The 23,399-nt window shown below is 73.4% G+C and carries 22 protein-coding genes; 9 read left to right on the top strand and 13 right to left on the bottom strand.

Annotation, left to right across the window (positions count from 1 at the left end; translation table 11 throughout):
* Window positions 1-32: 32 nt before the first annotated feature.
* Entirely contained in the window at window positions 33-851 is an 819-nt protein-coding gene (locus AB0I21_RS35480) for a universal stress protein (RefSeq protein ID WP_360567803.1), read from the top strand.
* 41 nt (window positions 852-892) lie between these two features.
* Here the strand turns inward: AB0I21_RS35480 and AB0I21_RS35475 are convergent, their stop codons facing one another.
* From AB0I21_RS35475 to AB0I21_RS35465, 3 genes are all read right to left on the bottom strand, one after another.
* Window positions 893-1,066 carry a hypothetical protein gene (locus tag AB0I21_RS35475; RefSeq protein WP_360567801.1) on the bottom strand — a complete coding sequence of 58 codons (174 nt, stop codon included), beginning with the start codon at window positions 1,064-1,066 and terminating at the stop codon, window positions 893-895.
* 332 nt (window positions 1,067-1,398) lie between these two features.
* Window positions 1,399-2,373 (bottom strand): BTAD domain-containing putative transcriptional regulator, encoded by a 975-nt coding sequence (locus AB0I21_RS35470; RefSeq protein ID WP_360567800.1) that lies wholly within the window; start codon window positions 2,371-2,373, stop codon window positions 1,399-1,401.
* A gap of 144 nt (window positions 2,374-2,517) precedes the next feature.
* Window positions 2,518-3,768, bottom strand: coding sequence for an ROK family protein (locus tag AB0I21_RS35465; protein WP_360567798.1), 1,251 nt, complete (start codon window positions 3,766-3,768; stop codon window positions 2,518-2,520).
* A 90-nt stretch (window positions 3,769-3,858) separates the two neighbouring features.
* Between AB0I21_RS35465 and AB0I21_RS35460 the strand changes: the two genes are divergently transcribed.
* The 4 genes from AB0I21_RS35460 (at window position 3,859) to AB0I21_RS35445 (ending at window position 8,112) form a co-directional block, all read left to right on the top strand.
* Window positions 3,859-5,136, top strand: a complete 1,278-nt coding sequence (locus tag AB0I21_RS35460) for a DUF1479 domain-containing protein (protein WP_360567796.1) — start codon at window positions 3,859-3,861, stop codon at window positions 5,134-5,136.
* 45 nt (window positions 5,137-5,181) lie between these two features.
* The gene (locus AB0I21_RS35455) at window positions 5,182-6,342 is read left to right on the top strand and encodes a methyl-accepting chemotaxis protein (RefSeq protein WP_360567794.1); all 1,161 of its coding nucleotides are present in this window, start codon (window positions 5,182-5,184) and stop codon (window positions 6,340-6,342) included.
* 40 nt (window positions 6,343-6,382) lie between these two features.
* Window positions 6,383-7,405: a GGDEF domain-containing protein gene (locus AB0I21_RS35450; protein ID WP_360567792.1), complete on the top strand. Its 1,023-nt coding sequence runs from the start codon at window positions 6,383-6,385 to the stop codon at window positions 7,403-7,405.
* 272 nt (window positions 7,406-7,677) lie between these two features.
* Window positions 7,678-8,112 carry a MerR family transcriptional regulator gene (locus AB0I21_RS35445; protein ID WP_360567790.1) on the top strand — a complete coding sequence of 145 codons (435 nt, stop codon included), beginning with the start codon at window positions 7,678-7,680 and terminating at the stop codon, window positions 8,110-8,112.
* On the opposite strand, the gene AB0I21_RS35440 is transcribed toward AB0I21_RS35445, so the two are convergent.
* Complete coding sequence (locus tag AB0I21_RS35440; RefSeq protein ID WP_344506763.1) at window positions 8,109-8,849, bottom strand: SRPBCC domain-containing protein; 741 nt, start codon at window positions 8,847-8,849, stop codon at window positions 8,109-8,111. The two genes, AB0I21_RS35445 and AB0I21_RS35440, sit on opposite strands and share 4 nt — an antisense overlap.
* Before the next feature lie 77 nt (window positions 8,850-8,926).
* Here AB0I21_RS35440 and AB0I21_RS35435 point away from each other — a divergent pair, with 77 nt between their 5' ends.
* Window positions 8,927-9,454, top strand: a complete 528-nt coding sequence (locus AB0I21_RS35435) for a hypothetical protein (protein WP_360567788.1) — start codon at window positions 8,927-8,929, stop codon at window positions 9,452-9,454.
* Window positions 9,455-9,498: 44 nt separating this feature from the next.
* A complete protein-coding gene (locus AB0I21_RS35430) occupies window positions 9,499-9,657 on the top strand; it encodes a hypothetical protein (RefSeq protein ID WP_360567786.1) in 159 nt (52 codons plus the stop codon).
* A 13-nt stretch (window positions 9,658-9,670) separates the two neighbouring features.
* Here AB0I21_RS35430 and AB0I21_RS35425 read toward each other — a convergent pair whose 3' ends face one another.
* Window positions 9,671-9,892, bottom strand: coding sequence for a hypothetical protein (locus AB0I21_RS35425; protein WP_360567785.1), 222 nt, complete (start codon window positions 9,890-9,892; stop codon window positions 9,671-9,673).
* A 324-nt stretch (window positions 9,893-10,216) separates the two neighbouring features.
* On the opposite strand from AB0I21_RS35425, the gene AB0I21_RS35420 reads away from it, so the two are divergent.
* Window positions 10,217-10,609, top strand: a complete 393-nt coding sequence (locus tag AB0I21_RS35420) for a hypothetical protein (protein ID WP_360567783.1) — start codon at window positions 10,217-10,219, stop codon at window positions 10,607-10,609.
* Between the two features lie 14 nt (window positions 10,610-10,623).
* On the opposite strand, the gene AB0I21_RS35415 is transcribed toward AB0I21_RS35420, so the two are convergent.
* The 5 genes from AB0I21_RS35415 to AB0I21_RS35395 are packed head-to-tail and all read right to left on the bottom strand — an operon-like array spanning window position 10,624 to window position 18,350.
* Complete coding sequence (locus tag AB0I21_RS35415; RefSeq protein WP_360567781.1) at window positions 10,624-12,903, bottom strand: glycoside hydrolase family 95 protein; 2,280 nt, start codon at window positions 12,901-12,903, stop codon at window positions 10,624-10,626.
* Window positions 12,900-14,798, bottom strand: a complete 1,899-nt coding sequence (locus tag AB0I21_RS35410) for a beta-galactosidase (RefSeq protein WP_360567779.1) — start codon at window positions 14,796-14,798, stop codon at window positions 12,900-12,902. Before AB0I21_RS35410 ends, AB0I21_RS35415 begins: the two co-directional genes overlap by 4 nt.
* A 3-nt stretch (window positions 14,799-14,801) precedes the next feature.
* Window positions 14,802-15,710, bottom strand: a complete 909-nt coding sequence (locus tag AB0I21_RS35405) for a carbohydrate ABC transporter permease (protein ID WP_360567777.1) — start codon at window positions 15,708-15,710, stop codon at window positions 14,802-14,804.
* Window positions 15,707-16,669 (bottom strand): ABC transporter permease subunit, encoded by a 963-nt coding sequence (locus AB0I21_RS35400; protein WP_344506779.1) that lies wholly within the window; start codon window positions 16,667-16,669, stop codon window positions 15,707-15,709. Before AB0I21_RS35400 ends, AB0I21_RS35405 begins: the two co-directional genes overlap by 4 nt.
* Window positions 16,670-16,682: 13 nt before the next feature.
* Window positions 16,683-18,350: a hypothetical protein gene (locus tag AB0I21_RS35395; protein WP_360567775.1), complete on the bottom strand. Its 1,668-nt coding sequence runs from the start codon at window positions 18,348-18,350 to the stop codon at window positions 16,683-16,685.
* A gap of 324 nt (window positions 18,351-18,674) precedes the next feature.
* On the opposite strand from AB0I21_RS35395, the gene AB0I21_RS35390 reads away from it, so the two are divergent.
* Window positions 18,675-20,999, top strand: a complete 2,325-nt coding sequence (locus tag AB0I21_RS35390) for a glycoside hydrolase family 3 C-terminal domain-containing protein (protein ID WP_360567773.1) — start codon at window positions 18,675-18,677, stop codon at window positions 20,997-20,999.
* Here the strand turns inward: AB0I21_RS35390 and AB0I21_RS35385 are convergent.
* From AB0I21_RS35385 to AB0I21_RS35375, 3 genes are all read right to left on the bottom strand, one after another.
* Entirely contained in the window at window positions 20,990-21,811 is an 822-nt protein-coding gene (locus AB0I21_RS35385) for an NAD-binding protein (protein ID WP_360567771.1), read from the bottom strand. The genes AB0I21_RS35390 and AB0I21_RS35385 overlap by 10 nt on opposite strands.
* A 304-nt stretch (window positions 21,812-22,115) precedes the next feature.
* On the bottom strand, window positions 22,116-22,244 hold the full coding sequence (locus tag AB0I21_RS35380; RefSeq protein WP_360567769.1) for a hypothetical protein: 129 nt from the start codon (window positions 22,242-22,244) through the stop codon (window positions 22,116-22,118).
* A 183-nt stretch (window positions 22,245-22,427) separates the two neighbouring features.
* A complete protein-coding gene (locus AB0I21_RS35375) occupies window positions 22,428-23,390 on the bottom strand; it encodes a hypothetical protein (RefSeq protein WP_360567767.1) in 963 nt (320 codons plus the stop codon).
* Window positions 23,391-23,399 lie beyond the last annotated feature (9 nt).

Raw genomic sequence — 23,399 nt, 5'->3', positions numbered from 1 at the left:
AGCCAGCCGCCGCCACCACCCTTGGAGCACCGATGGAGCACAACGACATCGTCGTCGGGACCGACGGCGGGGCGGGCGGGGCGTGGGCCGTCCGCTGGGCGGCGAGCCAGGCGGCGCGGACCGGCGCGCGGCTGCGGGTCGTGTCCGTCCACCACCGCCAGCCGGGCACGCCCACCGGCCCCGACGTGAGCGGCCGCGAGCGGGCGTGGGCCGTCGTGACCGCCGCCGTCGCCGACGCCCGCGGCGGCCGGCCGACGCTCGACGTGCGGGGCAGCGCGCTGCCCGGCGCCCCTGGTGACGTGCTGCTGGCCGAGGCGCGGTCGGCGGCGCTGCTCGTCGTCGGCTCGCAGGGCCGCGGCGCGCTCGCGTCGGCGCTGCCGGGGTCGGTAGGGGTGCACGTCGCCACGTACGCGACCGGCCCGGTCGCCGTGGTCCGGGGCCGCGCCGACACCGCGATCGGGACGGTGGTCGCCGGCATCGCCGACCCCGCGGCGGCGGAGCGGGTCCTCGCCGCCGGCTTCGAGGAGGCGCACCGGCGCGGCTGCGCCCTCGTCGCGGTCCGCGCCCCGACCCCGCCCCGGACACCGGTGGAAGCATCCTCGGCCGGGCTGGGCACGCTGGTCCGGGCCGACGTGAGCGAGACCGTCACCCGCCTGCGGACGCTGTTCCCGACGGTGCCGGTGGAGGTCGAGCTCACCGCGGGAAACCCGGCGGACGTCCTGGTGGCGGCGTCCCGCAGCGCCCAGCTCGTCGTGCTCGACGCCGGCCCCGCCCCGTCCCTGGGCCCGGTCAACCACCACCTTCTGCTCCGCGCCGACTGCCCCGTCCTGCTCCTGCGCGACACCCTCTGACAACGGCTTCCGCCCATGCCTCGTGGAGCGCCGTCATGCGATCAGCTGTCCGGCGGTTCCTTGTCGATTTCGGCGTCGATCTCAGCCAGGAACCGCTCGGAGCGGCGCGCGAAGAGGTAGGCCCCGCGTTCGTCCGATCGGGCGCGGGCTGCTTCGGCGGCGGCTCGCACGGCGTCGACGGGTTCGCCGCGGGCGTGCAGCAGGCGCGCGCGCACCAACAGCAGGAGCCCTTCGGCGAACCGTTGGCCGTGGGTCGTGAGGGCCTGGTCGGCTCGGTCGAGGGCGGTTTGCGGCCGCGTCGGGCATGTCGGCGGCCAGCCACATCTCGGCGATCAGTCCGTAGTGGTATGCGATGCCCCATCGCGGCGGGTCGAGGAGGGTCGCGGCCAGGAGCTGTCCGGCCTCTGCCGCCTTGCCGGCCGGGTCGTCGCCGGTGAGTGCACAGGCCCAGAGCCGGTCCAGCCAGATGTAGTGCTCCTGCGCGACGCCGGAGCGGTCGGCGCCGGCCGCGATCCACCGCTCGGCCGCCCACATCGCCCATCGCGCGTCACCGGCCATCGACGCCGCCATGGTGTGGTCCGAGCCGGCTCGCCTCGGCGGCGGTTTCCTGCAGCAGGCGGGTCTTGCCCACGCCCGGTTCGCCTTCGACGACGGCGAGCGCCGAGCGGCCGGTGCGTGCCGTCTCGACGGCTTGCCGCAGGACGGCGAGCTCCTCGGCCCAGCCGACCAGCCCGGCCGCCGGCGCCGACGCGCCGTCACCCCCGACGTCCGCACCCGTCACGACCGGCGACGTCGGCGGCTGCGCCAGTACCTGCAGATATGCGGCCCGCAGCGCCGGGCCGGGCTCGACACCGAGCTCGTCGGCAAGGCGGTCGCTGACCGTGCGGAACGCCGCCATCGCCTCCGCACGGCGTCCCGCGGCGCCGAGGACGGTGATGAGGCCGGCGTGCACCGGTTCGTGGAACGGCGCCATCGATGCGGCCAGCCGCAACGCCGGCAGCACGGGCACCGGCCGGCACAGCGACATCGCCAGGTCGGCCGCTGCGGCGCACGCGGCGTGGAACTCGTCGTCGAGGGCCGCGAAGATCGGCAACGCGGTCGGTCCATGCGTGAGTCCGTCGCCCGCACGGCCCTGCCACAGGCCGAGCGCTTCGACGTAGCGATCGAGCGCCGTTTCGTGACGATGCTCTGCCGGGGCTTCTTTCGCGGTCTCGACGAGCTCCCGGAAGGCGACCAGGTCCAACATGCGGGAAGGCGCCGTGAACAGGTAGGTGCTGCCGCGGCGGTGCAGGTATGAGCCGGTGCTGCGGAAGGGGACCGTGGGTTCGAGCAGCCGCCGCAACGCGCCGACGTACTTGTGGATGAGGTTGAGCGCGCTGCTGGGAGCGCCGTCGCCCCAGATCAGGTCGATCAACTCGTTCGCGCTGATCGGCCTGCCCACCTGAGCCAGCAGCAAGGCCAACAGATACGCCTGCTGCCGGGGACCGGTGTCCAGCAAGGCCACGCCGACCCCCGGGAACACGACAGATCGTCCGCTGACCAGCCGTCGAACGCGGAGTCGCAGCGCGCACAGAGCCTACCGGTCCGAACCCTGCCCAGAAACCCACTCGGCGGCGATCCGAGCGCCTCCCTCCCGCAGGCCGGACAGCCGGGCAGCGGCCGGCGCTCACAGCGCGGCGGCGGTGATGGCGGCGCGGAGGCCGGCGAGCGCTTCGGCGCGGACGCCGGTCAGGACCGGGTCGGTGGTCACGGTCGCGGGGCGGAGGTCGACGGGGCGGGGGGTGCGGGCGGTCGCGGCGCGGATGCCGTCGATGAGCGCCGGCCCCCACGTGCCGCCGATGACGATCTCCTGCGGGTCGGCGAGGGCGACGGTCGCGGCGACGACGCCGGCGACCGCGTCGCACACGGCGGTGGCGGCCGGTGAGCCCGGGGTGCAGCGGTCCAGGAGCCGGTCGACGTCGATGGCGGTGGAGCCGTCGCGGCGCAGGCCGAGCTCGGCGAACAGCTCGATGAAGCGGACGGCGCGGCCCTGCGGGCCGGTGGTCAGCAGGTGGGCGATCTCGCCGGCCAGTCCGGTCCGGCCGCGGCGGATCTCGCCGTCGTTGACGATCGCGCAGCCGAGGCCCTCGCCGAGGTACAGGTAGGCGAAGTCGCGGCGGTCGCCGGCGCGGTCGCGTTCGGCGCGGGCGAGCCAGTTGACGTCGTTGTCGACGATCACCGGCCCGGTCACGAACGGGGTCAGGACGCCGACAGGGTCCAGCTCGCCGACGAGGAACGGCGCGTCGGGCAACTGCACCAGCCGGCCGGTCGCCCGGTCCACCGGGTCGGCGGCGCCGACCACGGCCACCCGCACCGGCCCGCCACCACCGCCGAAGCCACCGGCACCGCCGAAGCCACCGGCACCGCCGGACGCACCAGGCTCGCCGGACGCACCGACGGCGCCGGGCGCGCCGCCGGCATCGGACGCGGTGGCGGCAGAGGTGGCCGCGGCCGACGGTACATCGGCCGCAAACGCCGACGCGGCGGACGAGACCGCGGAGACGGCGGCGCGCAGGGCGGCGGCGACCTGATCGGGGTGGGCGGGGCGGCCGATCGGGCGGGTGTCGCGCGCCAGGGTGTCGCCGTGCGCGTCCAGGCACGCCGCCACGACCCCCTCCGGCGCGATGGTGACCGCGAGGGCCAGCCCCACACCGGGAGCGAGCGCGTAGTAGGAGCCCACCCGGCCACGGCCGCGGCCGCCCGGGGTGCGTTCGCCGGTGTCGGCCACCAGGCCGCGCTCCTCGAGGCGGCGCACGCTCTCCCCCGCCGTCGGCTTCGAGATGCCGATCGCCGTGGCGAGCTCGGCCCTGGTCAGGCGGCGGTGCTCCATGAGTGCGCGCAGCACGTGCTCGTCGGTCACCGAACGGACCAGATCCACGACCCGCATTCTAGTCAGGAGCCTTGCCTGGGAGTGCGTCCGGTCGTACAGTGATACAAGTAAAGACACCTACCTAGAAAGGGGACGACCGTGGCACTGCCGCACTGGGAGGAGACGCCCGCCGATCTCAGGGCGGCGACCCGCGAGGTCAAGACGGCCCTGCGTGAGCGCATCGCCGCGTCCGGCCGGACCGTCGAGGAGGTGTTCGCGGTCGTCGAGCGCCGCGTGCAGGACGCCGTCGACGAGATCGGCGCGGCCCGCCGGAGCGGCGAGACGATCTGGCCGGTGATCGACTACGCCGACATCGCCGCCGGCACCGTCTCCCCCGCCGACCTGGCCCGCCTCAAGCGGCGCGGCTGTCTCGTCGTGCGCGGGCACTTCGAGCGGGAGCAGGCCCTCGGCTGGGACCGCGACATCGTCGACTACGTGGAGAGCAACCGGTTCTTCGAGCAGTACCGCGGCCCCGGCGACGACTTCTTCGGCAGCGTCGGCTCCAAGCCCGAGATCTACCCGATCTACTGGTCCCCGGCCCAGATGCAGGCGCGGCAGAGCGAGCGCATGGCCACGGTGCAGGCGTTCCTGAACGGCCAGTGGAAGCACGAGTCGGACGGCGTGCAGTGGTTCGACCCGGGGCGCGACTCGCTGTACCCCGACCGGATCCGCCGCCGGCCCGAGGGCGCCGACTCCGCCGGCCTCGGCACGCACCTCGACCCGGGCACCCTGGACCTGTGGATGACGCAGGCCTACCAGCAGGCGTTCCGGCACCTGTTCGACGGCAGCGTCGAGCAGTACGACCCGTGGGACGCCGCCCACCGCACCGCCGGCCCGCAGTACCCGGGATCGACGATGTGCTCGGCGTTCCGCACGTTCCAGGGCTGGACGGCGCTGTCCGACATGGACCACGACCAGGGCGTGCTGCACACCGTGCCGATCCCGGAGGCGATGGCGTACCTGATGCTGCGCCCGCTGCTGCCGGACGTGCCGGACGACGACATGTGCGGCGTGACCGTCAACCAGGTCTTCCCGGCGGGGCACAAGTGGCACGCGCCGCTCATGGAGGCGCTGTCCGGCATCCCAGACGTGAAGGCCGGCGACTCCGTCTGGTGGCACTGCGACATGATCCACAGCGTGGCGCCGGTCGAGGCGCAGCGAGGCTGGGGCAACGTCATGTACATCCCGGCCGCCCCCTGGTGCCCGCGCAACGAGCGGTACGCGGCGTCGGTCCGCGAGGCGTTCCGCACCGGTGAGAGCCCCGGCGACTTCCCCGCCGAGCACTACGAGAAGGACTGGCCCAACCGCTTCCAGGAGGCGGACCTGAATGGGATCGGCCGGCGAGGACTCGGGCTGGATTTCCTCAACGCGGCCTGAATGTTGCCGATCCGCCGAGGGTCACGTCGTGCGGAGGAGAGCGCTGTGCCGGACAGTTTCCAGCAGACCCGTCGGCCGGCCCGGTCGATCATGTTCGTCGGGGTCATGGGCCAGGCCGTGTCGACCATCGGCGTCGGCGCCCTCGGCTTCTGGCTCATGAACGCGACCGGAGCCGTCGACATCGGCTTCGGCGCCGCGGTCGCGTTCATCGCCGTGCTGACCGTCGGAAACGCGTTCTCCGCATACCTGGGGATCCGGCCGCTGATTCAGGCCGCCGGGAAGGTCCTGACACACCTGGACGCCATGGTCACCGGCGACCTGACCCGCCGGCTCGACCTCAACCGCAAGGATGAGTTCGGGCTGATCGCCGACGCGCTGAACCAGGCGACCGGGTCGATCCACGGCGTCGTCCGCACCCTGGACGCGTCGGCCACCGCGCTGTCCGGCGCGTCCGGTGAGCTGCGCGACGTGAGCGAGGGCTTCACCCGCAACGCCAGCCAGTCCAGCAGCCAGGCGCAGGGCATCGTGACCGCCGCCGAGCAGGTGTCGCGCAACGTCGACACGGTCGCCACCGCGTCCAACGAGATGAGCGCGTCGATCCGGGAGATCGCGCAGAACGCGGCGCAGGCGGTGCGGGTCGGCGACGACGCGGTGCAGGCGGCGACGTCGACGAACGCGACCGTGGCCCGGCTCGGCGAGTCGTCGACCGAGATCGGCAACGTCGTCAAGGTGATCACGTCGATCGCCGAGCAGACGAACCTCCTCGCGCTCAACGCCACGATCGAGGCGGCCCGCGCCGGGGACGCGGGCAAGGGGTTCGCGGTCGTCGCCGGCGAGGTGAAGGACCTCGCGCAGGAGACCGCGAAGGCGACGGAGGACATCTCCCGCCGGGTCGAGGCGATCCAGCTGGACACGCAGAACGCGGTCAACGCGATCGGGCAGATCACCGGGATCATCTCGAAGATCAACGAGTATCAGCAGACGATCGCGGCGGCGGTCGAGGAGCAGGCGGCGACGACCGCGGAGATGGACCGCAGCGTCAACGCCGCCGCCACCGGCTCGTCGGACATCGCCCGCAGCATCACCGGCGTCGCGGACGCGGCCCGCACGACCCAGGACGGCGTCTCCGGCGCGCTGCGCCTCAACGCCGAGCTGGAGCGCATGTCGTCGGAGCTGCGGACCGTCGTCGCCACCTTCCGCATCTGAAGGCGTGAAGACGTCTGAAGGTGTGACGGCTTCTGGAGGCGTGACAACTTCCGCGCGCGTCAGGTCCGTGTTGCGGGCCGCCGGGCCCCGCCGCGGCGGCCCCGAGCGCAACCTGGCGACGGGCCTGCTGGCGGCGACGCCGTCGGCCATCTACGTCGGCGAGGCGGTCCTCGGCCCGCGGGCGGTCGATCCGGTGCTCACCACGCTCGGCGCCGCGCTCGCCGCCGTGTGCGCCGTGCTGCTCTTCGCCGGCGCGCGCCGGGCGGTCGGGCTGCTGCAGATGCCCTCCGCCGTCATCGGCTGCGGCTCGATCGTCCTGCTGGACCTCGGCACGGGCAACGCCGGCGTCACCGGCCTGCTGTACTTCTACCTGCCGGTCCTCTTCGCCGCCGTCCACCTGCGCATCCCGGGCGTCGTCGCCGTCACCGCCGCGGCGCTCGCCGGTGAGGCGGTCGTCGCGCTGTCGCTGCTGCCGGCCGGCGACGCGGCCCTCGACCTGGCGTTCGTCGGCAGCACGCTCACGCTGATGGCGGCCGCGCTCGCCCGGGCCGGCATCGCCCAGGACCGGCTCGTCGGCCGGCTGCGGCGCCTGGCGGACGTCGACCCGCTGACCGGCCTGGCGACGCGGCGGATCCTCGACGACGCGGTCCAGCGCGCCGTCGACCGCGACGCCGCCGAGACCGCGCTGGTGCTCATCGACGTCGACTGGTTCAAGGAGATCAACGACACGTACGGCCACGCCGTCGGCGACGACGCCCTCACGCACATCGCGGCGACGCTGTGCGAGCGGTGCCGCACCGTCGACGTGGTGGCCCGGCTGGGCGGCGACGAGCTCGCGGTGCTGATGCCCGGCTGCTCCTTCGACATCGCCGCCGCCCGCGCGAAGGACTTCGTCGACGCGGTGCGCGCCCGCCCGCTGACGCTCCCCGACGGGCGGGTCGTGCCGGTGTCGATCAGCGCGGGCGCGGCGCACGCCCCGAGCCAGGCGCACACCGCCCGCGACCTCTACACCAGCGCGGACGCCGCCCTGTACGCCGCGAAGCGCGCCCGCCGCTCGCCCTGACCCGGCCCTCTACCCGTGGTCGGCCGGCTCGGAGGCCGGCAGCGCTCCACCTGTCGAGGGTCCGCCGTCGCGCGGACCTGGCCGGCGGGGCTCACGAACGCCGGGACCGGGCGGTTCAAGGCCCTCCTGCGGCGGCCACGGCGGCGGAGTCAGCTCATCCGGGCTGTGATAGACGAGCTCACGGCTCGCCCGTCCTCGTCCCTCGTCCACCATCGCCCCGACCTCCGTGGCTGGTTGCATCCGGTACCTGGGTACGGGTTTACGCTCCAACCATGTCACAGGAGCAGGCGGGGTTGCGCTCGGGCGAGGTCGCCGAGCAGGCCGGCGTGAACATCCAGACGCTGCGGTACTACGAGCGCCGCGGGCTGCTCGCCGACCCCGTCCGCACCAACGGCGGGCACCGGCTGTACCCGCCGGACACCGTCGCGCTGCTCACGGTCATCAAGGCCGCGCAGCGGCTCGGGTTCACCCTCGACGAGGTCGCCGACCTGCTCGACGCCGGGAGCCGCCGGCACCCGACCCCGGACCTCCGGCAGCGCGCGCTGGACAAGATCGCCGAGGTCGACGCGAAGATCGCCGACCTCACCGCGATCCGGGCCACGCTCACGGAGGTCGTCGACGCCCGCTGCGACAGCCTGACCAACTGCACCTGCGCCGACTGCCCGCTGCCGTTCATGACGATCGGCAGGGATCCGCAGACCCGTTAGGCCGGCATCTCCCACGGGGCCTGCGGCAGCGGACGGCCCGTCTCCAGCAGCGACTTGAGGTTGGCGAGGACGGCGGGCCAGCCCAGGGAGATCGCGTCCAGGTCCTCCTTCGTCGCCAGCTTCTCGTGGGTCACGGTGAGCCGGACGATGTCCTGGCTCGGCTCGACGGTGAACGTGACGGTGGAGTTGTCGAACGTCATGACCAGCCGGGTCGGCGGGACGGCCTCCAGGATCGTGCCGCCCGCGTCGACGACGCCGGAGCCGTCGGTGCGGCGGTGCTCCCAGGTCGAGCCGGGTTGCCAGTCGGAGACGTTGGCGTGCCCCCAGTACTCGGCGGTCAGGTCGGCGTCGGTCAGGGCGTGCCACACCTGCTCGGCGGTCGCCTTGATGTAGGTGACGTACACGTACGTCGGAATCTCGGTCTTCATCGGACTTCCCTCCGCGAGGTGTTTGACGGCGTCCAGGGTGCGCAGCCGGGGCTCCTCGTATGCCGCGATCCACCGGCGCTGCAGCTCATGGATCGGCACGGGGTTGAGGTAGTGCAGCTTCTCGCGCCCCCGGCGCACGACGGTGACGAGGTTGGCGTCCTGCAGCAGTTGCAGGTGCTGCGTGGCGGACTGGCGGGCCATCGACAGGCCCGCACAGAGCATGCTCAGCGTCTGTCCGTCCTGCCTGCGCAGGCTGTCGAGCATGCTCCGGCGGGTCGGGTCGGCCAGGGCCTTGAACACCAGGTCCACGACCCCATTATGCAGGTTTTTACCTGCCTATTGTCAAGCGACGCAACGAACGGGGCGCCCGCGGCATCTGTACGGGTATGCAGAAAGCACCGACACCGAAGGCGCCCCGGCCGGTGCCGCAGCGCGTCATGCTCCAGCCGGCCGATCTCGGCGGCGCGGTGCCCGGGCCGGTCGAGGACGGCTTCGCGTGGCCGCTGCTGCCACAGCCGTGCGCGGACACGCCGGTGCCCCGCCCGGCGGCCGGCCACAGCCAGGCGGCCGACTACGGCGACCGGTTCCGGGTGTACGAGAACGTCGCGCGCTACCGGGGCGACGGCGCCCGCTCGTACCTGGCGGAACTCAAGGCGCAGCTGGACCGCTGCGGTGTCGGCGGGGGCGGCGACGGCTTCCACCCGGTCGCCGTCGACCACCTGGGGCCGGACATGGCCCTGTTCGCCGGCAACTACGACGAGGGCGACCGCTACGTGGGGTACTTCGTCGCGGCCGCCGGTCACTACGTCGTGGTCGTCGTCATGTCCGACGCCCGGCTGGGGGCGCCGGACATGACGGTCCTCAACGACCTCGGCTCGGCCGCGATCCGGCGTGCCGGGTCAGCGCGGCGCTGACGTCCCACAGCCGGCGGGCGGTCGACGGGTCGACGGCCCGGCCCGTGAGCCGCACCGCGCGGCCGTCGCTGCCGAACACCGCACCACCGCCGGCGGCGAGGTCGGACGCGGTGGCGATCGCGGCGATGGCACGGGCGGGCCGCTCCGGCTCCGACCGCACCCTGCGCGACCTCCTGGCCCGCATCGACGCGCACGCGTCCTGACGGCGCCCGCCCGTCAGGACGCCTCCGCCATCATCCCGTCGTCGCCGAGGCCATCCCAGCCGGGCCGGTCGAGCTCGTGCCGGCGGGGCCGCTCCAGCAGCCGCACGCCGTCGTCCATCGGCGCCGCGATCTCGATCGTGGCCATCATCGACAGCAGGCCGGTGACCAGCAGCACGACGCCGACCGGCGTCGGCAGCGCGTCGGATTCGAACACCCAGACGGCGACCGCGATCATTTCCCGCGCCGGCGGTGACCAGCAGCGCCGTGAGTCCGATCCGACGCCACCGGACGGTGCGCGCGCTGAGGATCGTGACCGGCACCGGCCGCTGGCACACGCCACACACCACTGTGACCTCGGTCCGCCCGGTCGCCGGTCGGGCGCGGCCGATCGGGACGCCGTCCGCGGCGGGCGTGCCACGGTGGACCAGCCGCGCCTGCGAGTCCGGCGTGAGGTCGACCACGCCCGCAGTATAGACGCACGGCCATGGGCGCCCGCCTGTGCGATCTTGGTTTCACAGGCGGGCAGCGGCGCGCGGCGGTTTGCTCTAAGGTCGCGGGAATGTCAGCAGGCGCCAAGGCTATGCAGATCCTCTTCATCATCGCGGGCACGATCGCCATCGCGTTCGGCACGCTCGGCTCGATGGCCGAGGGCGACGACAAGAAGAACGCGCAGTGGACGTGTTACCCGCCGGCGCGGCAGGGCGATTCGCAGAACTGCCGCGGTGAGCTGTCCGGCGGCGACCTCTCCATCGCGACCAACTTCATCCTGGCCGGCATCGGCCTGATGATCGCGGGCGCCGCGTGCGCCATCGGCGGCCGGCGCGACGCCGCCGCCCCGCCCGTGCCGTTCGCGGTGCCGGGCCAGCCGCCGTTCGCGCCGCGGCCCGTGCCGCCCGGCAGCCCTGTCGTCCCGACCCAGGCCCCGCCCCCGCCCGCCTGGCCGTCGGCCTGAAACCGCTCGACCCGTCAGGCGAGCCGGTACTCCTGCCCGGCGACGGCCGGCCACCGCACCCGGCACCTGTCCGCCGGGGCGCCGGGCTCGCCGGTCACGGACACCTGGCCGCCGGCCGCGGTCGTGACGGCGAGCCGTGACGGCAGCTCCACCACGAGCGGGCCGGCGCGGCCGGCGACGATCCGGGCCGCCGAGAGGCGCCCGTCGGACCAGGCCAGGTCCACGACGTGGCCGCCCCGGCAGCGGATGCCGCGCAGGCGGCCCGTGTGCCACGACGGGGGCAGCGCGGGCAGGAGGCTGACAGCGCCGGCGTGGCTCTGCACCAGGGTTTCCACGATGCCGGCGGCCACACCCAGGCTGCCGTCGATCTGGAAGATCCAGCCGCTGGCGCGGCCCGCGTCCGGGTGCAGGCTCAGCAGCGACGCGGAGCACAGGTCGGTGGCGAACGCGGTCAGCGTCTGCTCGGCGAGGGCGGCGAGGCGCAGCCGGGCGGCCAGGCACAGCACCCAGGCGCGGCTCCAGCCGGTGTGCCCGGTGCCGTGCGCGAGCCGCAGCAGCAGCGCCCGCCGGGCGGCCTCGAAGTGCGCGGGCGTGCCGGTCTCGGTGATCCGGGTGCCCGGGTAGAGGCCGTACAGGTGTGACAGGTGCCGGTGCCCGGGCTCGCGGGGTGGGCGCTGGTCGTACCACTCCAGCAGGCAGCCGTCGGTGCCGACCTGGACGGGGCGCAGCGCCCCCAGGGCCCGCAGGACCTCTGCCGCCTCGGCGGAGCCGGTGAGGGCGGCGTACCGGGTGAGGACCTCCCGTGCGAGCTCCTGGTCCAGCGCGCAGCCCCACGACGTGGCGGCGTGCCCGCCGGCGTGCCGGAAGTGGTGCTCCGGGGACGTGGACGGGCTGAACACCAGGGCGCCGGAAGGGTCGGGCACCAGCATGTCGAGGGTGAACCGGGCGGCGGCCTCGAGGACGGGCAGCACGTCCGCGGCGCCGCCGTAGTCGTGGTGGTCCCAGACGTGGGCGGACAGCCACAGCAGCGCCGACGGCCAGTTCGCCCACTGCGGGTCGCCCGGCACGGGCGCGGTGAAGCGCCACAGGTCGGTGTTGTGGTGCGCGGCGGCGCCGCGGGCGGCGTAGTACCCGGCGGCGGTCGCGGTGCCCGCGGCGGCGAGGTCGCGGGTCAGCGTGAGCAGCGGCTCGTGCAGGTCGGCGAGGCCGGTCGGTTCGGCGGCCCAGTAGTTCATCTGCGCGTTGATGTTCGTGGTCCAGTTGCTGCTCCATCCGGGCCGCACGTCGGCGTTCCAGATGCCCTGCAGGTTCAGCGGCTGCGTGCCGGGGCGGGAGCCGGCGATCAGCAGGTACCGGCCGAGGTGGAAGAACCGGTCGACGGACGGGAGCTCCAGGTCGGCCCGGTCGTAGTACCGGCGGTGGTCGGCGACGTGCCGCGCCCGCAGCACGGGCGTCGGCGCGCCGAGCGCGGCGGTCACCGGCGCGAGGGCGGCGCCGGCGATGGCGGCGAGGTCGGCGCCGGGCCGTTCGAAGGGGCCGCGGAAGCCGGTGGCGGCCGCGACGACGAGCCGGGTCTCGCCGGCGGTGTGCCGGACGGCGGCGGCGACGGCGAAGCCCATCCCTGCGGCGACGGTGCCGGCGGCGTCGCAGGGGTCGGTGGCGTACTCGACGCCCGGATCGGCCGGGACGTAGTCGGGCAGCACGTGCGCCGGCGCCCGCCCGGTCCACACCAGGCACGGCCCGGCGCCGGCGTCGACGACGGCGCGCGTCACGGGATGCGGCGTGCGCAGCCGCGGTGGCACGGCCTCGGCCAGGGTGCCGGGTCCGGTCGCGGACACGACCAGCACACCGTCGGGCGCCGAGACGAACGCGGTGAGCCGCACCCGGTCGCCGCCACCGTCGCCGGTGGCGTAGCCGGTGACGGCGAGCGCGTCGGCGAGGTGCAGTTCGCGCCCGTACCCGGTGACGTCGTCGGCGGCGGCGTAGTCCCACTCGATGCGGCCGAGGGGCTGGTAGGACTGGGTCCACGCCGCCCCCTGCAGCTGCCCGGCCAGGGCCTCGGCCGCCGCGTGGTCCCCGGCGGCGATCGCCTCCCGCAGCCGGGGCAGCACATCAGGGTCGGGCCCGGGCGCGGCCGGCAGCGGCCCGCCGGACCAGAACGTGTCGGCGTTGAGGTCGATCCACTCGGTGCCGGGCCGCCCGTGCAGCATCGCGCCCAGGTGGCCGTTGCCGAGGGGGAACCCGTCGTGGAACTCCGCGGCGGGCGCGGGCGCCGACAGCTGGTGCCGGTTCACGACACCCGCCGGATCTCGACCTCGCCGGTGTCGTGGTGCAGCAGGAACACCAGGTCGCCGCGGCGCACCGCCTCCACGCCCGGCGGCAGGTCCGGCAGCACCGGCGCCACCCCCGCCTCGGCGCAGACCAGGCGCAGCAGCCGGCGCATCGCGTCCGGCGCCGGGATCGTGGCGACGTACCAGGCGGTCCCCGCGCCGAAGCTGTTGCGCAGCACCGCGGGCCGCCCGTCCAGGGGGCCGCCGGCGACCGCCGCGACGGTCTCCGCGCCGCGCGCCTCGGTCCACTCCGCCCACATCGTCGCGGTGAAGTCGCCGAGCGACGACGACGTCACCGCGATCGGCGCGTCCAGCGGCCAGTGCTCCTCCACCCGCACCCCGAGCAGGTCCTGCCACGGTCCGGGCCAGCCGCCGGTGTACACCCGCTCGGACGGGTCGGTGACCCCGCTGAACGGCCCCACCACCAGCGTCCCGCCGCCGGCGACGTAGGACGCCAGGTGCTCGGCGGTGCGGGCGCTCACCTGGTACAGGTTCGGCACCAGCACCAGCCGGTAGCCGCCGAGCGCGCCTGTGCCCGGCACGAAGTCGCACGTGACGTTGTCGCTCCACAGTGGAGCGTAGTAGTCGGTGAGCCGGTCGGTGTAGCGGAACTCCGCGTGCGGCAGGTGGTCCAGCTCGACCGCCCGCCACGCGTCCCAGTCCAGCACGATGGCCACGTCCGCCGGTACCAGCGAGCCGGCGACCCCGGACAGCCCGGCGAGCTCCCGGCCGAGCGCGCGGATCTCCCGGAACACCCGGGAGTCGGGGCCGGCGTGCGGGAGCATCGCGCCGTGGAAGCGTTCGGCGCCCTGCCGGGAGGCGCGCCACTGGAAGTGCAGGACGCCGTCGGCGCCGCGGGCGACGGCCTGCATCGACCACAGCCGGTTGAGGCCCGGGCGTTTCGGGGTGGCGACCGGCCGCCAGCTGGCGGCGCCCGGCGACTGCTCGGCCAGCAGCCACGGCCCGCCGCCGAGGGACCGCACGACGTCCTTCGACATCGCCGCGCGCATCGCGGCGGCGGGATCGTTCGGGTCCGGGTAGGTGTCCAGGGACACCAGGTCCTCGGCCGCCGCCCAGCGCCAGCCGTCGGTGTGCCGGTAGAGGTCCATGAAGTTGGTGGTGACCGGGACCGCCGGGTTGTAGGCGCGGACCGCGTCCCGCTCGGCGGTGAAGCACTCCAGCAGCATGTCGTCGCAGAATCGCTGGTAGTCCAGGTCCTGCAGCGGGTTGATGACGTACTGGACGCGCCGCGGCGGCAGCACCTCCGCCCAGTCGCCGTACCGTTGCGACCACACGGCCGTGCCCCACGCGTCGTTGAGGCCGTCGAGGTCGCCGTACCGGTCGCGCAGCCAGCCGCGGAACCGGCCGGCGCAGTGCCCGCAGTGGCAGACGGTCCCGTACTCGTTGCCAATGTGCCACAGGCGCAGCGCCGGGTGCCGGGCGTAGCGGGCCGCGACCGCGTCACTGATGTCCAGGGCGGCGGACCGGTACGCGGGGGCGCACGGGCAGTACTGGTTGCGCGACCCGTACAGGCGGCGGACGCCGTCGGGGCCCTGCGGCAGCGTGTCGGGGTGCCGGTGCCCCAGCCACGGCGGCGGCGTGGCGGTCGGCGTGGCGAGGGCGACGCCGATGCCGCCGCCGTGCAGCAGGTCCAGGACCGTGTCGAGCCAGTCGAACGTGTAGCGGTCCGGGGCGGGCTGCAGCGCCGCCCACGCGAAGACGCCGACGGTGACGAGGTTGACGCCGGCCTCCCGCATGAGCCGCACGTCGTCGGCCCACACGTGCGGCGGCCACTGTTCGGGGTTGTAGTCGCCGCCGTACAGCAGCCGCCCGCGCGTGACGTCGTGCAGTCCCGGCACCGCTCAGCCCTTGATCGCGCCGGTGAGCATGCCCTTGGTGAAGTGCCGCTGCACGAACGGGTACGCCACCACGATCGGGATGAGCGTGAGCGTGACGACCGCCATCTGCAGCGACAGCTGGGCGATCTGCTGATGGCCGGCGTACTGCCCGGTGCCGGTGACCCCGCCGCCGGGCATCGCGCTGCCCTGCAACGTGTAGGTGTAGAGGATCATCTGCAGCGGCCACTTGCCGTTGTCGGGCAGGTAGAGCAGCGCGTTGAAGAACGAGTTCCAGTAGCCGACGGCGTAGAACAGGGCGATGACGGCGGTCACCGCCCGGGACGTCGGCAGCACCACCGACCACAGGATGCGCCACTCCCCCGCACCGTCCATGCGGGCCGCGTCGATGAGCTCCGGCGCGGTGCCGCTGAAGAAGCCGCGCATCACCAGGATGTTGAACACCGACACCGCGGCCGGCAGGACCATCGTCCAGTACTCGCCGTAGCCGCCCAGGGCGGTGACGACGAGGAACGACGGAATGAGCCCGCCGCTGAAGAACATGGTGACGACGAGGAACAGCAGGATGCCGCGGTGCGCCAGCGACCCGCGCCGCGACAGCCCGTAGGCGCACAGCACGGTCACCACCATCGACAGGGCCGTGCCGACGACGGTGAGGACGAGGCTGACCAGCAGCGAGTGCGTGACGAGCTGGTTGGTGAAGATCTGCCGGTACGCCTCCACCGTCAGCTCCGTCGGCACCGTGACCAGCCCGCCGGCCTCGTTGATCGCCGCCTGGGTGGAGAAGCTGGTGAGCACGATCGAGTAGAGCGGCACCAGGATCACGGCGACGACGAGGATCAGCACGGCACCCTTGCCGGCCTTCCCGGCGACGGTGGGCGGCTCTTCCCAGACCGGCCTCGTGGCAGTGGTCATTTCCGGTACAGTCCGTCCTCGCCGAAGGCGTGTGCGAGCTTGTTGGCGGCGAGCACCAGGATCAGTGACAGGACGCCTTTGAACAGGCCGGCGGCGGCGCCGTAGCTGAAGTTGTTGTTGACGACGCCGTAGTAGTAGGCGAACGTGTCGAGCACCTCGGAGGCGTCCCGGCCGACGGCCTGCCGCTGGATCAGCATCTGCTCGAAGCCGACGGTGAGGGCGTTGCCGAGGCGCAGGACGAGCATGAGCATGATGACGCCGCGCATGCCGGGCAGCGTGATGTGCCACAGCCGGCGCCACCGCCCGGCGCCGTCGGCGGCGGCCGCCTCGTACAGGTTCTGGTCGATGGCGGCGAGCGCGGCGAGGAAGACGATGATGCCCCAGCCCGCCTCCTTCCACACGGCCTGCGCGGTGACGAGGTACTTGAACGCGTCGGGGTTGGTCATGATGTCCCAGGTCGCCCAGCCGTGCCGGCGCAGCATCGTGTTGAGCGCGCCGGCACCGCCGAGCATCTCCTGGAAGACGGTGACGACCAGGACCCAGGAGAAGAAGTGCGGCAGGTACACCACGGACTGCACGAACGAACGGATCCGGGCGTTGGTGACCTCGTTGAACACCAGGGCGAGCGCGATCGGCACCGGGAAGTACAGGACGAGTTGCACGGCGCTGATGACGAGGGTGTTGCTCAGCGCGTGCCAGAAGATCGAGTCGGTGAGGAGCCGCTCGAAGTTGTCGAACCCGACGAACGGGCTGTACCAGAACCCGGAGTAGATGTCGTAGCTCTGGAACGCGGTGACGAGCCCGAACATCGGCGCGTAGGCGAACACCGCGAGCAGCGCGACCGCGGGCAGCGTCATGAGCAGCAGCGAGCGGTCGCGGCGCAGCCGGATCCGCCACTGCTTCTCCGGCCGCGCGACGGTCGCCGGCCGCGTCACCGCGGCCGGCCTGGTGAGCGTCACCGGGTCCCTGCGTTCACTTGCCGGTGCCGTACTTCTCGCGGATGCCGTCGTAGAACTTGCGCAGGTCGTCGCCGCCCTGCTTGCGCCAGCTGTTGACGGCGTCGGTCCACGCGGAAATCGGCTTACGGCCCAGCTTCACGTCGGTGATCATGTCGTTCATCGGCCCGCCGAGCGCGGAGAACTGGGACGGCTCGCTGACGTTCATGCCGTAGAACAGCGGCTTCACCGCATACTTGACCATGTCGGCCTGCCAGGCGGCGGCGTCCTTCGTGACCTGGACCGCGCCGGACTGCACGGTGCTCGCCGACGCCGGGCACGCCAGGAACTGGTAGGTGGTGGCGATCTCCTTGCTGCCCTGCTCGGTCAGCAGCGGGTTGCCGTCGGTCATCGTGTAGTGGGTGCCGGCGGTGCCGAAGTTGACGGTCAGCCACTCCGCGGAGCCGTAGGGCGCGGCGAGGTAGTTGGCGATCGCCAGCAGCTCCTTGATCTGGCCGTCGTTGAGCTTCTTGTTCAGGAAGCTGTACATGCCCGCGCCGTTGCCGAGCTGGACGGTGGGCTTGTCGCCCTTGGCGCTGAACAGCTTGAACGCCTGCCGGTTGTAGCCGGGGGCGGCGGCCGAGCCGGACTTGGCGTCGTCGCCGTTCCAGGCGCCGGTGCCGTCGGCGCAGACGGCGACCTTGCCGCTCCAGAAGCGCTGCTTGCCGTTCTGGCTGTTGTTGGCGACGGCGTCGGGGTGCAGGTAGCCGGCCTTGACCATCTTGGCGTGCCAGTTGAGCGCCTCGACGATGCCTTCCGTCTCGTACCGGTGCTGCAGCTTGCCGCCGGACTCGGTGGTCCACGGGTAGCCGGTGGCGGGGAAGCCGAAGAGCTGGCAGATGTACGCGGCGTCGTTGCCGAACAGGTCGTCGAACGCCCACTGCCCGGCGTTCGCGTTGGTCAGCGCCTTCCCGATCGCCTCGAGGTCGGCGGTGCTCTTGACATCGGCGGAGACGCCGGCCTTGTCGAAGAGGTCCTTGCGGTAGTAGTACATGCCGGCGATGACGGCGTTGGAGGAGTAGATCGGCAGGCCGTAGAGCTTGCCGTTCCACACCCCGGCGACCCACGCGTTGGTGGAGAGCGCGGCGAGGTTGGGGTACTGCTTGATCTTGTCGCCGGCCAGGTAGGGGGTCAGGTCGGCGAGCTTCGTGCGGACCGCCTCGCCGAAGTTGAGCTTCGTCATGGTCCACGTCGGGATGTTGATCCAGTCGGGGAGCTTGTCGGCGGCGAACAGCGGCGGCAGCAGGTCGGCGTAGGTGTTGCCGTCGGCCGGCTGCAGCTTCACGGTCGCGCCGAGCTGCTTGTTGACCGCGTCGTAGTAGGCGTTGCCGCTGGAGGGCGGGATCGCGCCCCACAGCGGGGTCATCGTCACGTACGTGCCGCCCTTGCCGACCTGGCCGGTGACGGTCTTCGGCGGGTTGGCCGGGTAGGCGAGGAACGCCGGGTCGGTGGACGCGCCGTTGGCGCCGGCGACCACGGGGATGTCGGGCTTGACCAGGTCGCTCGCCGCGTAGGCGGGCAGTGCCTTGGCCAGGTCGCCCTCGCCGGTGGTGCCCGAGGCCTTCTCCTTGGGGCTGCCGCAGGCGTCGAGCAGCGGCACGGCCGCGATGACGGCGGCGGAGGTGAGCAGGCTTCGCCGGCTCATCCCCGGGGTCGCTCCGCTTTGCATGGTGGTTCCACCCTCCGGGTGATCGAGGTGCACGATGGCGATCGGGGCACGGTGCGCACGGACTGCCGTCAAAGTGCTGCCGAGGTGCTGCTGGGCGCTGTCGAAGCGCTTCGACGGCGGTCGACTGCCAGACCGTAGGGCATCGATCCGCGTCCGACAAGGACATCGACGCCGACCCCCGTCCCACCGCGCGAACCGTGCCACGGAGCGTGAAAGTTTCGTGTCGTTTGACAGCCGCCGCCGCGCGACCGATCATCGAAGCGCTTCGACAGCGCCCGCCTTCCTGCAGAGTGGGGACCCATGACCCAGCCGGACCTGCTGCGACAGCTCACCCTGGCGGAGAAGATCGCGATGCTGCACCAGTCGCAGCCGGCCGTGCCGCGGCTCGGGATCGCCGCGTTCCACACCGGCTGCGAGGTGCTGCACGGCGTCGCCTGGCTCGGCACGGCCACCGTCTTCCCGCAGGCCGTCGGGCTCGGCGCGAGCTGGGACCGGGCCCTGGTGCGCGCGGTCGGCGAGGCCGCCTCGACGGAGGTCCGCGCCTTCCACCACGACCCGCCGGAGCCGCATCGGCGGGCCTCGCTCAACGTGTGGGCGCCGGTGGTGAACCTGCTGCGCGACCCGCGGTGGGGGCGCAACGAGGAGGGCTACAGCGAGGACCCGTTCGCCACCGCCGAGCTCGCGGTCGCGTTCTGCACGGGGCTGCGCGGCCCGCATCCCGAGGTGTGGCGGACCGCGCCGGTCCTCAAGCACTTCCTCGCCTACAACCTGGAGACCGCCCGGGATCTGGTCGACGTCACCGTCCCCGAGCGGGTCCTGCACGAGCACGAGCTGCCCGGGTTCATCGCGCCGCTGCGCGCGGGCGTGGCCGCCGGGGTGATGCCGGCCTACAACCTCGTCAACGGCGTCCCGAACCACGTGCACCCGCTGCTTGCGTCGGTGCTGCGCGCGGCGGCGCCCGACCTCGTGGTGTGCTCCGACGCGCAGGCACCGTCGAACCTCGTCGAGACCGAGCGCCACTTCACGAGCCACGCCGAGTCGCACGCCGCCGCGCTGCGCGCCGGGGTCGACAGCTACACCGACAACGGGCCCGACAGCGGCCCGACGATCGCCCGGTTCACGTCCGCCCTGCAGCAAGGGCTCATCACGGAGGCCGACGTCGACGCCGCGGTCGGCCGGATCCTGCGGATGCGGGCTAGCACCGGCGAGTTCGACCCGGCGCACGACCCGTACGCCGGGATCCGCCGCGACGTCATCGCCTGCGACGCGCACGCCCGGCTCGCCGCGCGCGCCGCCCGCGCGGGGATCGTGCTGCTGAAGAACTCCCCCGGCGCGCTGCCGTGGGCGGATCCCGGCGACGTCGCGGTCATCGGGCATCTCGGCGACCGGGTGCTCACCGACTGGTACAGCGGCACCCTCCCCTACGCGGTCACCGTCGCGTCGGCGCTCGGCGCCGCATCCACCGTGGACGGTGCCGACCACGTCAGGCTGTCCACACCGGACGGACGGCACCTCGGCGCGGACGGCACGCTGGGCGAGGGGACGGTCTTCGCACACCACGACTGGGGCACCAGCGTGCAGTGCCCGGTCGCCGTGCACACGTTGCAGGACACCGTTTCCGGCCGCTACCTGACCGTCGGCGACGACGACGCGGTCGCCGCCACCGCGGTCACCCCCGACGGGTGGGTGGTGCGGGAGCTGTGGGAGCTGCACCCCGCCGGCCCCGGCGAGTTCCTGCTCTGGTCCAACGCGCTCGGGCGGTACGTGAGCGAAGGCCCCGACGGTCGCCTGGTCGCGGGCGCGACGGACGGTGCGCTGCGGTTCGTCCGGGAACTGGTGACGTCCGGCGTGGACGAGGCCGTCGCCGCCGCCCGCGCCGCGGACCGGGTCGTCGTGGTGCTCGGCAACGACCCGCACATCAACGGCCGCGAGACCGTCGACCGCGACTCGCTCGCCCTGCCGCCGGAGCAGGAGCGGCTGCTGCGAGCGGTCGCGGCCGCCAACCCGCGCACGGTGCTGGCGCTGGTGTCCAGCTACCCGTACGCGATCGACTGGGCGCAGGAGCACGTGCCGGCGATCCTGTGGACCTCACACGCCGGCCAGGAGCTCGGGACCGCCGTCGCCGAGGTCCTCCTCGGCGCGCACAACCCCGGCGGCCGGCTGCCGCAGACGTGGTACCGCGCCGACACCGTCCTGCCGGACCCCGCCGACTACGACATCATCGGGTCCCGCTGGACCTACCAGTACCACCGCGACGAGCCGCTGTATCCGTTCGGCCACGGCCTGTCGTACACCACCTTCAGCCACACCCTCGACGTCGTGGCGGCCGAGGCGGGCGTGGCGGGCCTGACCGCCACGGTGACCGTCACCAACACCGGCGACCGCGCCGGCGACGAGGTCGTGCAGCTCTACGTCACCCCGGACTGCTGGCCGGTCCCGGCGCCCGCGCGGAAGCTGGTCGGCTTCGAGCGGGTGCCGCTGGCGGCGGGCGAGTCGCGCGAGGTCCGCTTCGACGTGCCGCTGACGGCGCTCGCGTACTGGTCCGGCGGCTTCGTGACCCCGCCGGGCAAGTACACGTTCCACGCCGGCCCCGCCACCAGCCGCACCGTGACGGTTCAGGAGTAGGCGAAGGCGAACCCTTCGGCGCGCAGCTTCGCCGACGACACCGGCACGACCGGGGTCCAGATCTCGCTCCGGTAGGTGAGGTCCGGCCGGCCCTCGGCGGCGCAGATCGCCCCGAACACCTGCCGGTTCGTGGGCGGGACGACCGCGTCGGGCACCGCGTTGTAGACGCCGGCGAGCCCCGCCGACACCACCAGGTCCAGCGCGGCGGCGGCGTCGCGGTAGTCGATGCGGTACAGCAGCGCGTCCGGCGCGAACGGCACGCTGCCGCCGAGCAGCTCGTGCGCCATCCTGACCCGCGACGGGTAGTCGAGGTCGCGGGGGTGCCCGTACACGTCGGGAATCCTCACCACGGCGCCGTTGCCGCCGCCCAGCACGGCGCGCTCCGCGGCGATGAAGTTGCGCGGCGACGCGTCGTCGCTGACGGTCAGCGGACTCTCCTCGTCGATGACCGGTCCCTCACCGGCGCCGTAGACGGACACGGAGCTGGTGAACACGACCCGCGGGTGCACGCGGGCCGCGGTCGCCGCCGAGGCCATCAGCGTGTCCGCGTACTCCGCGACCCGCTCGCGGGCGTCGAACGCGCGGCTGACCCGCGGGCTGACGGTCAGCACGACCGCGTCCGCGTCCCGGGTCGCCCGCCGGACCGCGTCCTCGTCGCTGCCGCGCAGGACGACGACGTCGGCGCAGACGGCGCCGACCTCGGCGACCCGCCGCTGCGACGTGGTGGTCCCGACGACGTGGTGCCCCGCCGCCGACCACCGCCCGGCCAGCTCCATCCCGACGTTGCCGCACCCGATCACGACGTACCGCATCCGCATCCTCCCTGAAGGGAAACAGCGTATCCAATCGAAGTCGCTCCGGTGCATTGCCCGAACGTCGATGCACCGCCGAGAATGTGATCGTGACTGAGCGGACACGTTCCGACGTCGGGAACCCGGCGGAGACGCTCGTGGCCGAGGGCACGGCGGCGTTCGCGGAGTACTGGCGGACGGACCGGCCGGAGGCCCTCGACGCCGCCACTGACGCGCTCCGGCGGGCGGTCGCGGTCACCGTGGACGGTCACCCCGAGCTCGCCGCCCGGCTGACCCTGCTGCGGCTCTGCCTGCAGGCCCGGTTTCAGGAGCACGGCGACCCCGCCGACCTGGCCGCCATGGTCGGCACCGCCGCGCGGGCCGTCGCCGTCGCGGACCCGGCGGATCCCGAGCTGCCGCGCATGCGGGCGGCGTTGAGCAGGGCGTCGCTCACCGACGGCGACGTCGACGGCGCCCGCGGCACCGCCTCGATCCAGATCGGCGCGACGATCCGCGGCCGCCGCCTGAAGGTGTGTTCCGCTACACCGCCGCCGTCACCGACGTGCCGGCGGCGGCGAGCGTCGCCTTCGGCTGAAGGGCCGCGGGCGCGATGCCCGCGGCCCTTCCCGGTGGTGCGTCAGAGGTCGGCGGGGCCCGATGCGACCGCCTCGCCGACGGCGCCGGTGCGGCGGGTCGTCGCGCGGGTCTCACCCGCTGACACGCGGTCGGCGGCGACGAGCGAGGCGCGGGCCGCGGCCTGGGACTGCTCGCCGGTCACCCCGCCGCGGATGCGGTTGTCGGCGCCGACCCGGGCCGCCGGGGTGTTGCCGCCGAGCTGGAGCTGGCCGCTGATGATGTTGTCCTCGAGGGACACGCCGCCGATCGTGTTGGTGATGCTGACGTCGCGGCCCCAGTACCCGCCGGACGCGCAGCCGTCGAGGGTGCCGTTCGGGCCGAGCTGGACGCCGCCGAGGTTGCCGGCGAACGTCGCCTTGCCCTTCACGGCGCTGCCGCACACGACACTGCCGGTGGAGTTGTTCAGCACCGACAGGGTGCCGTCGACGAACGAGTCGTGCACGTCGGTGTAGTACGCGCCGCTGCTGCTGACGTTGCCGGTGACCTCGGTGAGCTGGTCGAGGCGGGCCTCGCCGACGTTGACGCTGACGCTGCCGTTGACCTTCGTGCCCTCCATGAACAGGAAGCCCTCGACGGTGGCGGTGCCCTTCGGGCGCACCGTCACCGTGCCGCTGCTGCCCTGGCGCAGATACACGCCGAACCCGCCGGCGGCGAGCACCACCTGGCCGCCGATGCTGGTGCCGGTGGCGTCCAGGTAGCCGTCGGCGGCGATCCGGACCTCGCCGCTGATCGTGCCGCCGGAGACGACCAGGTTGGCGCCGGCCGCCACCTGGACGTTGCCGGTGATCGTCGTGCCCTCCAGGGAGCAGGACTCCCCCGCCGGCACGTAGAGGTCGTTGGGCACGGTCACGGCGCCGCCGGTGCCGACGCAGTACGTGATCAGGCCCGCGTTCGCCTGCGCCGCGGGGGTGGCGAACACCGCGACGAGCGACAAGGCGGCGACCGTGGTGACAGAACGACGCATGGAACGGCT

It is taken from the genome of Dactylosporangium sp. NPDC050588 (genome assembly GCF_040654975.1).
Lineage (GTDB): Bacteria > Actinomycetota > Actinomycetes > Mycobacteriales > Micromonosporaceae > Dactylosporangium > Dactylosporangium maewongense.
This window is presented reverse-complemented; position numbering and strand designations above follow the sequence as displayed.

What these genes read in the sequence shown, in the direction of transcription:
- AB0I21_RS35435 (WP_360567788.1), top strand. Translation starts at nt 8,927, where the DNA reads ATGCAGAAAGCACCGACACCGAAGGCGCCCCGGCCGGTGCCGCAGCGC.
- AB0I21_RS35395 (WP_360567775.1), bottom strand. Translation starts at nt 18,350, where the DNA reads ATGAGCCGGCGAAGCCTGCTCACCTCCGCCGCCGTCATCGCGGCCGTG.
- AB0I21_RS35375 (WP_360567767.1), bottom strand. Translation starts at nt 23,390, where the DNA reads ATGCGTCGTTCTGTCACCACGGTCGCCGCCTTGTCGCTCGTCGCGGTG.
- AB0I21_RS35445 (WP_360567790.1), top strand. Translation starts at nt 7,678, where the DNA reads ATGTCACAGGAGCAGGCGGGGTTGCGCTCGGGCGAGGTCGCCGAGCAG.
- AB0I21_RS35390 (WP_360567773.1), top strand. Translation starts at nt 18,675, where the DNA reads ATGACCCAGCCGGACCTGCTGCGACAGCTCACCCTGGCGGAGAAGATC.
- AB0I21_RS35480 (WP_360567803.1), top strand. Translation starts at nt 33, where the DNA reads ATGGAGCACAACGACATCGTCGTCGGGACCGACGGCGGGGCGGGCGGG.
- AB0I21_RS35420 (WP_360567783.1), top strand. Translation starts at nt 10,217, where the DNA reads ATGTCAGCAGGCGCCAAGGCTATGCAGATCCTCTTCATCATCGCGGGC.
- AB0I21_RS35405 (WP_360567777.1), bottom strand. Translation starts at nt 15,710, where the DNA reads ATGACCACTGCCACGAGGCCGGTCTGGGAAGAGCCGCCCACCGTCGCC.
- AB0I21_RS35385 (WP_360567771.1), bottom strand. Translation starts at nt 21,811, where the DNA reads ATGCGGTACGTCGTGATCGGGTGCGGCAACGTCGGGATGGAGCTGGCC.
- AB0I21_RS35425 (WP_360567785.1), bottom strand. Translation starts at nt 9,892, where the DNA reads ATGATCGCGGTCGCCGTCTGGGTGTTCGAATCCGACGCGCTGCCGACG.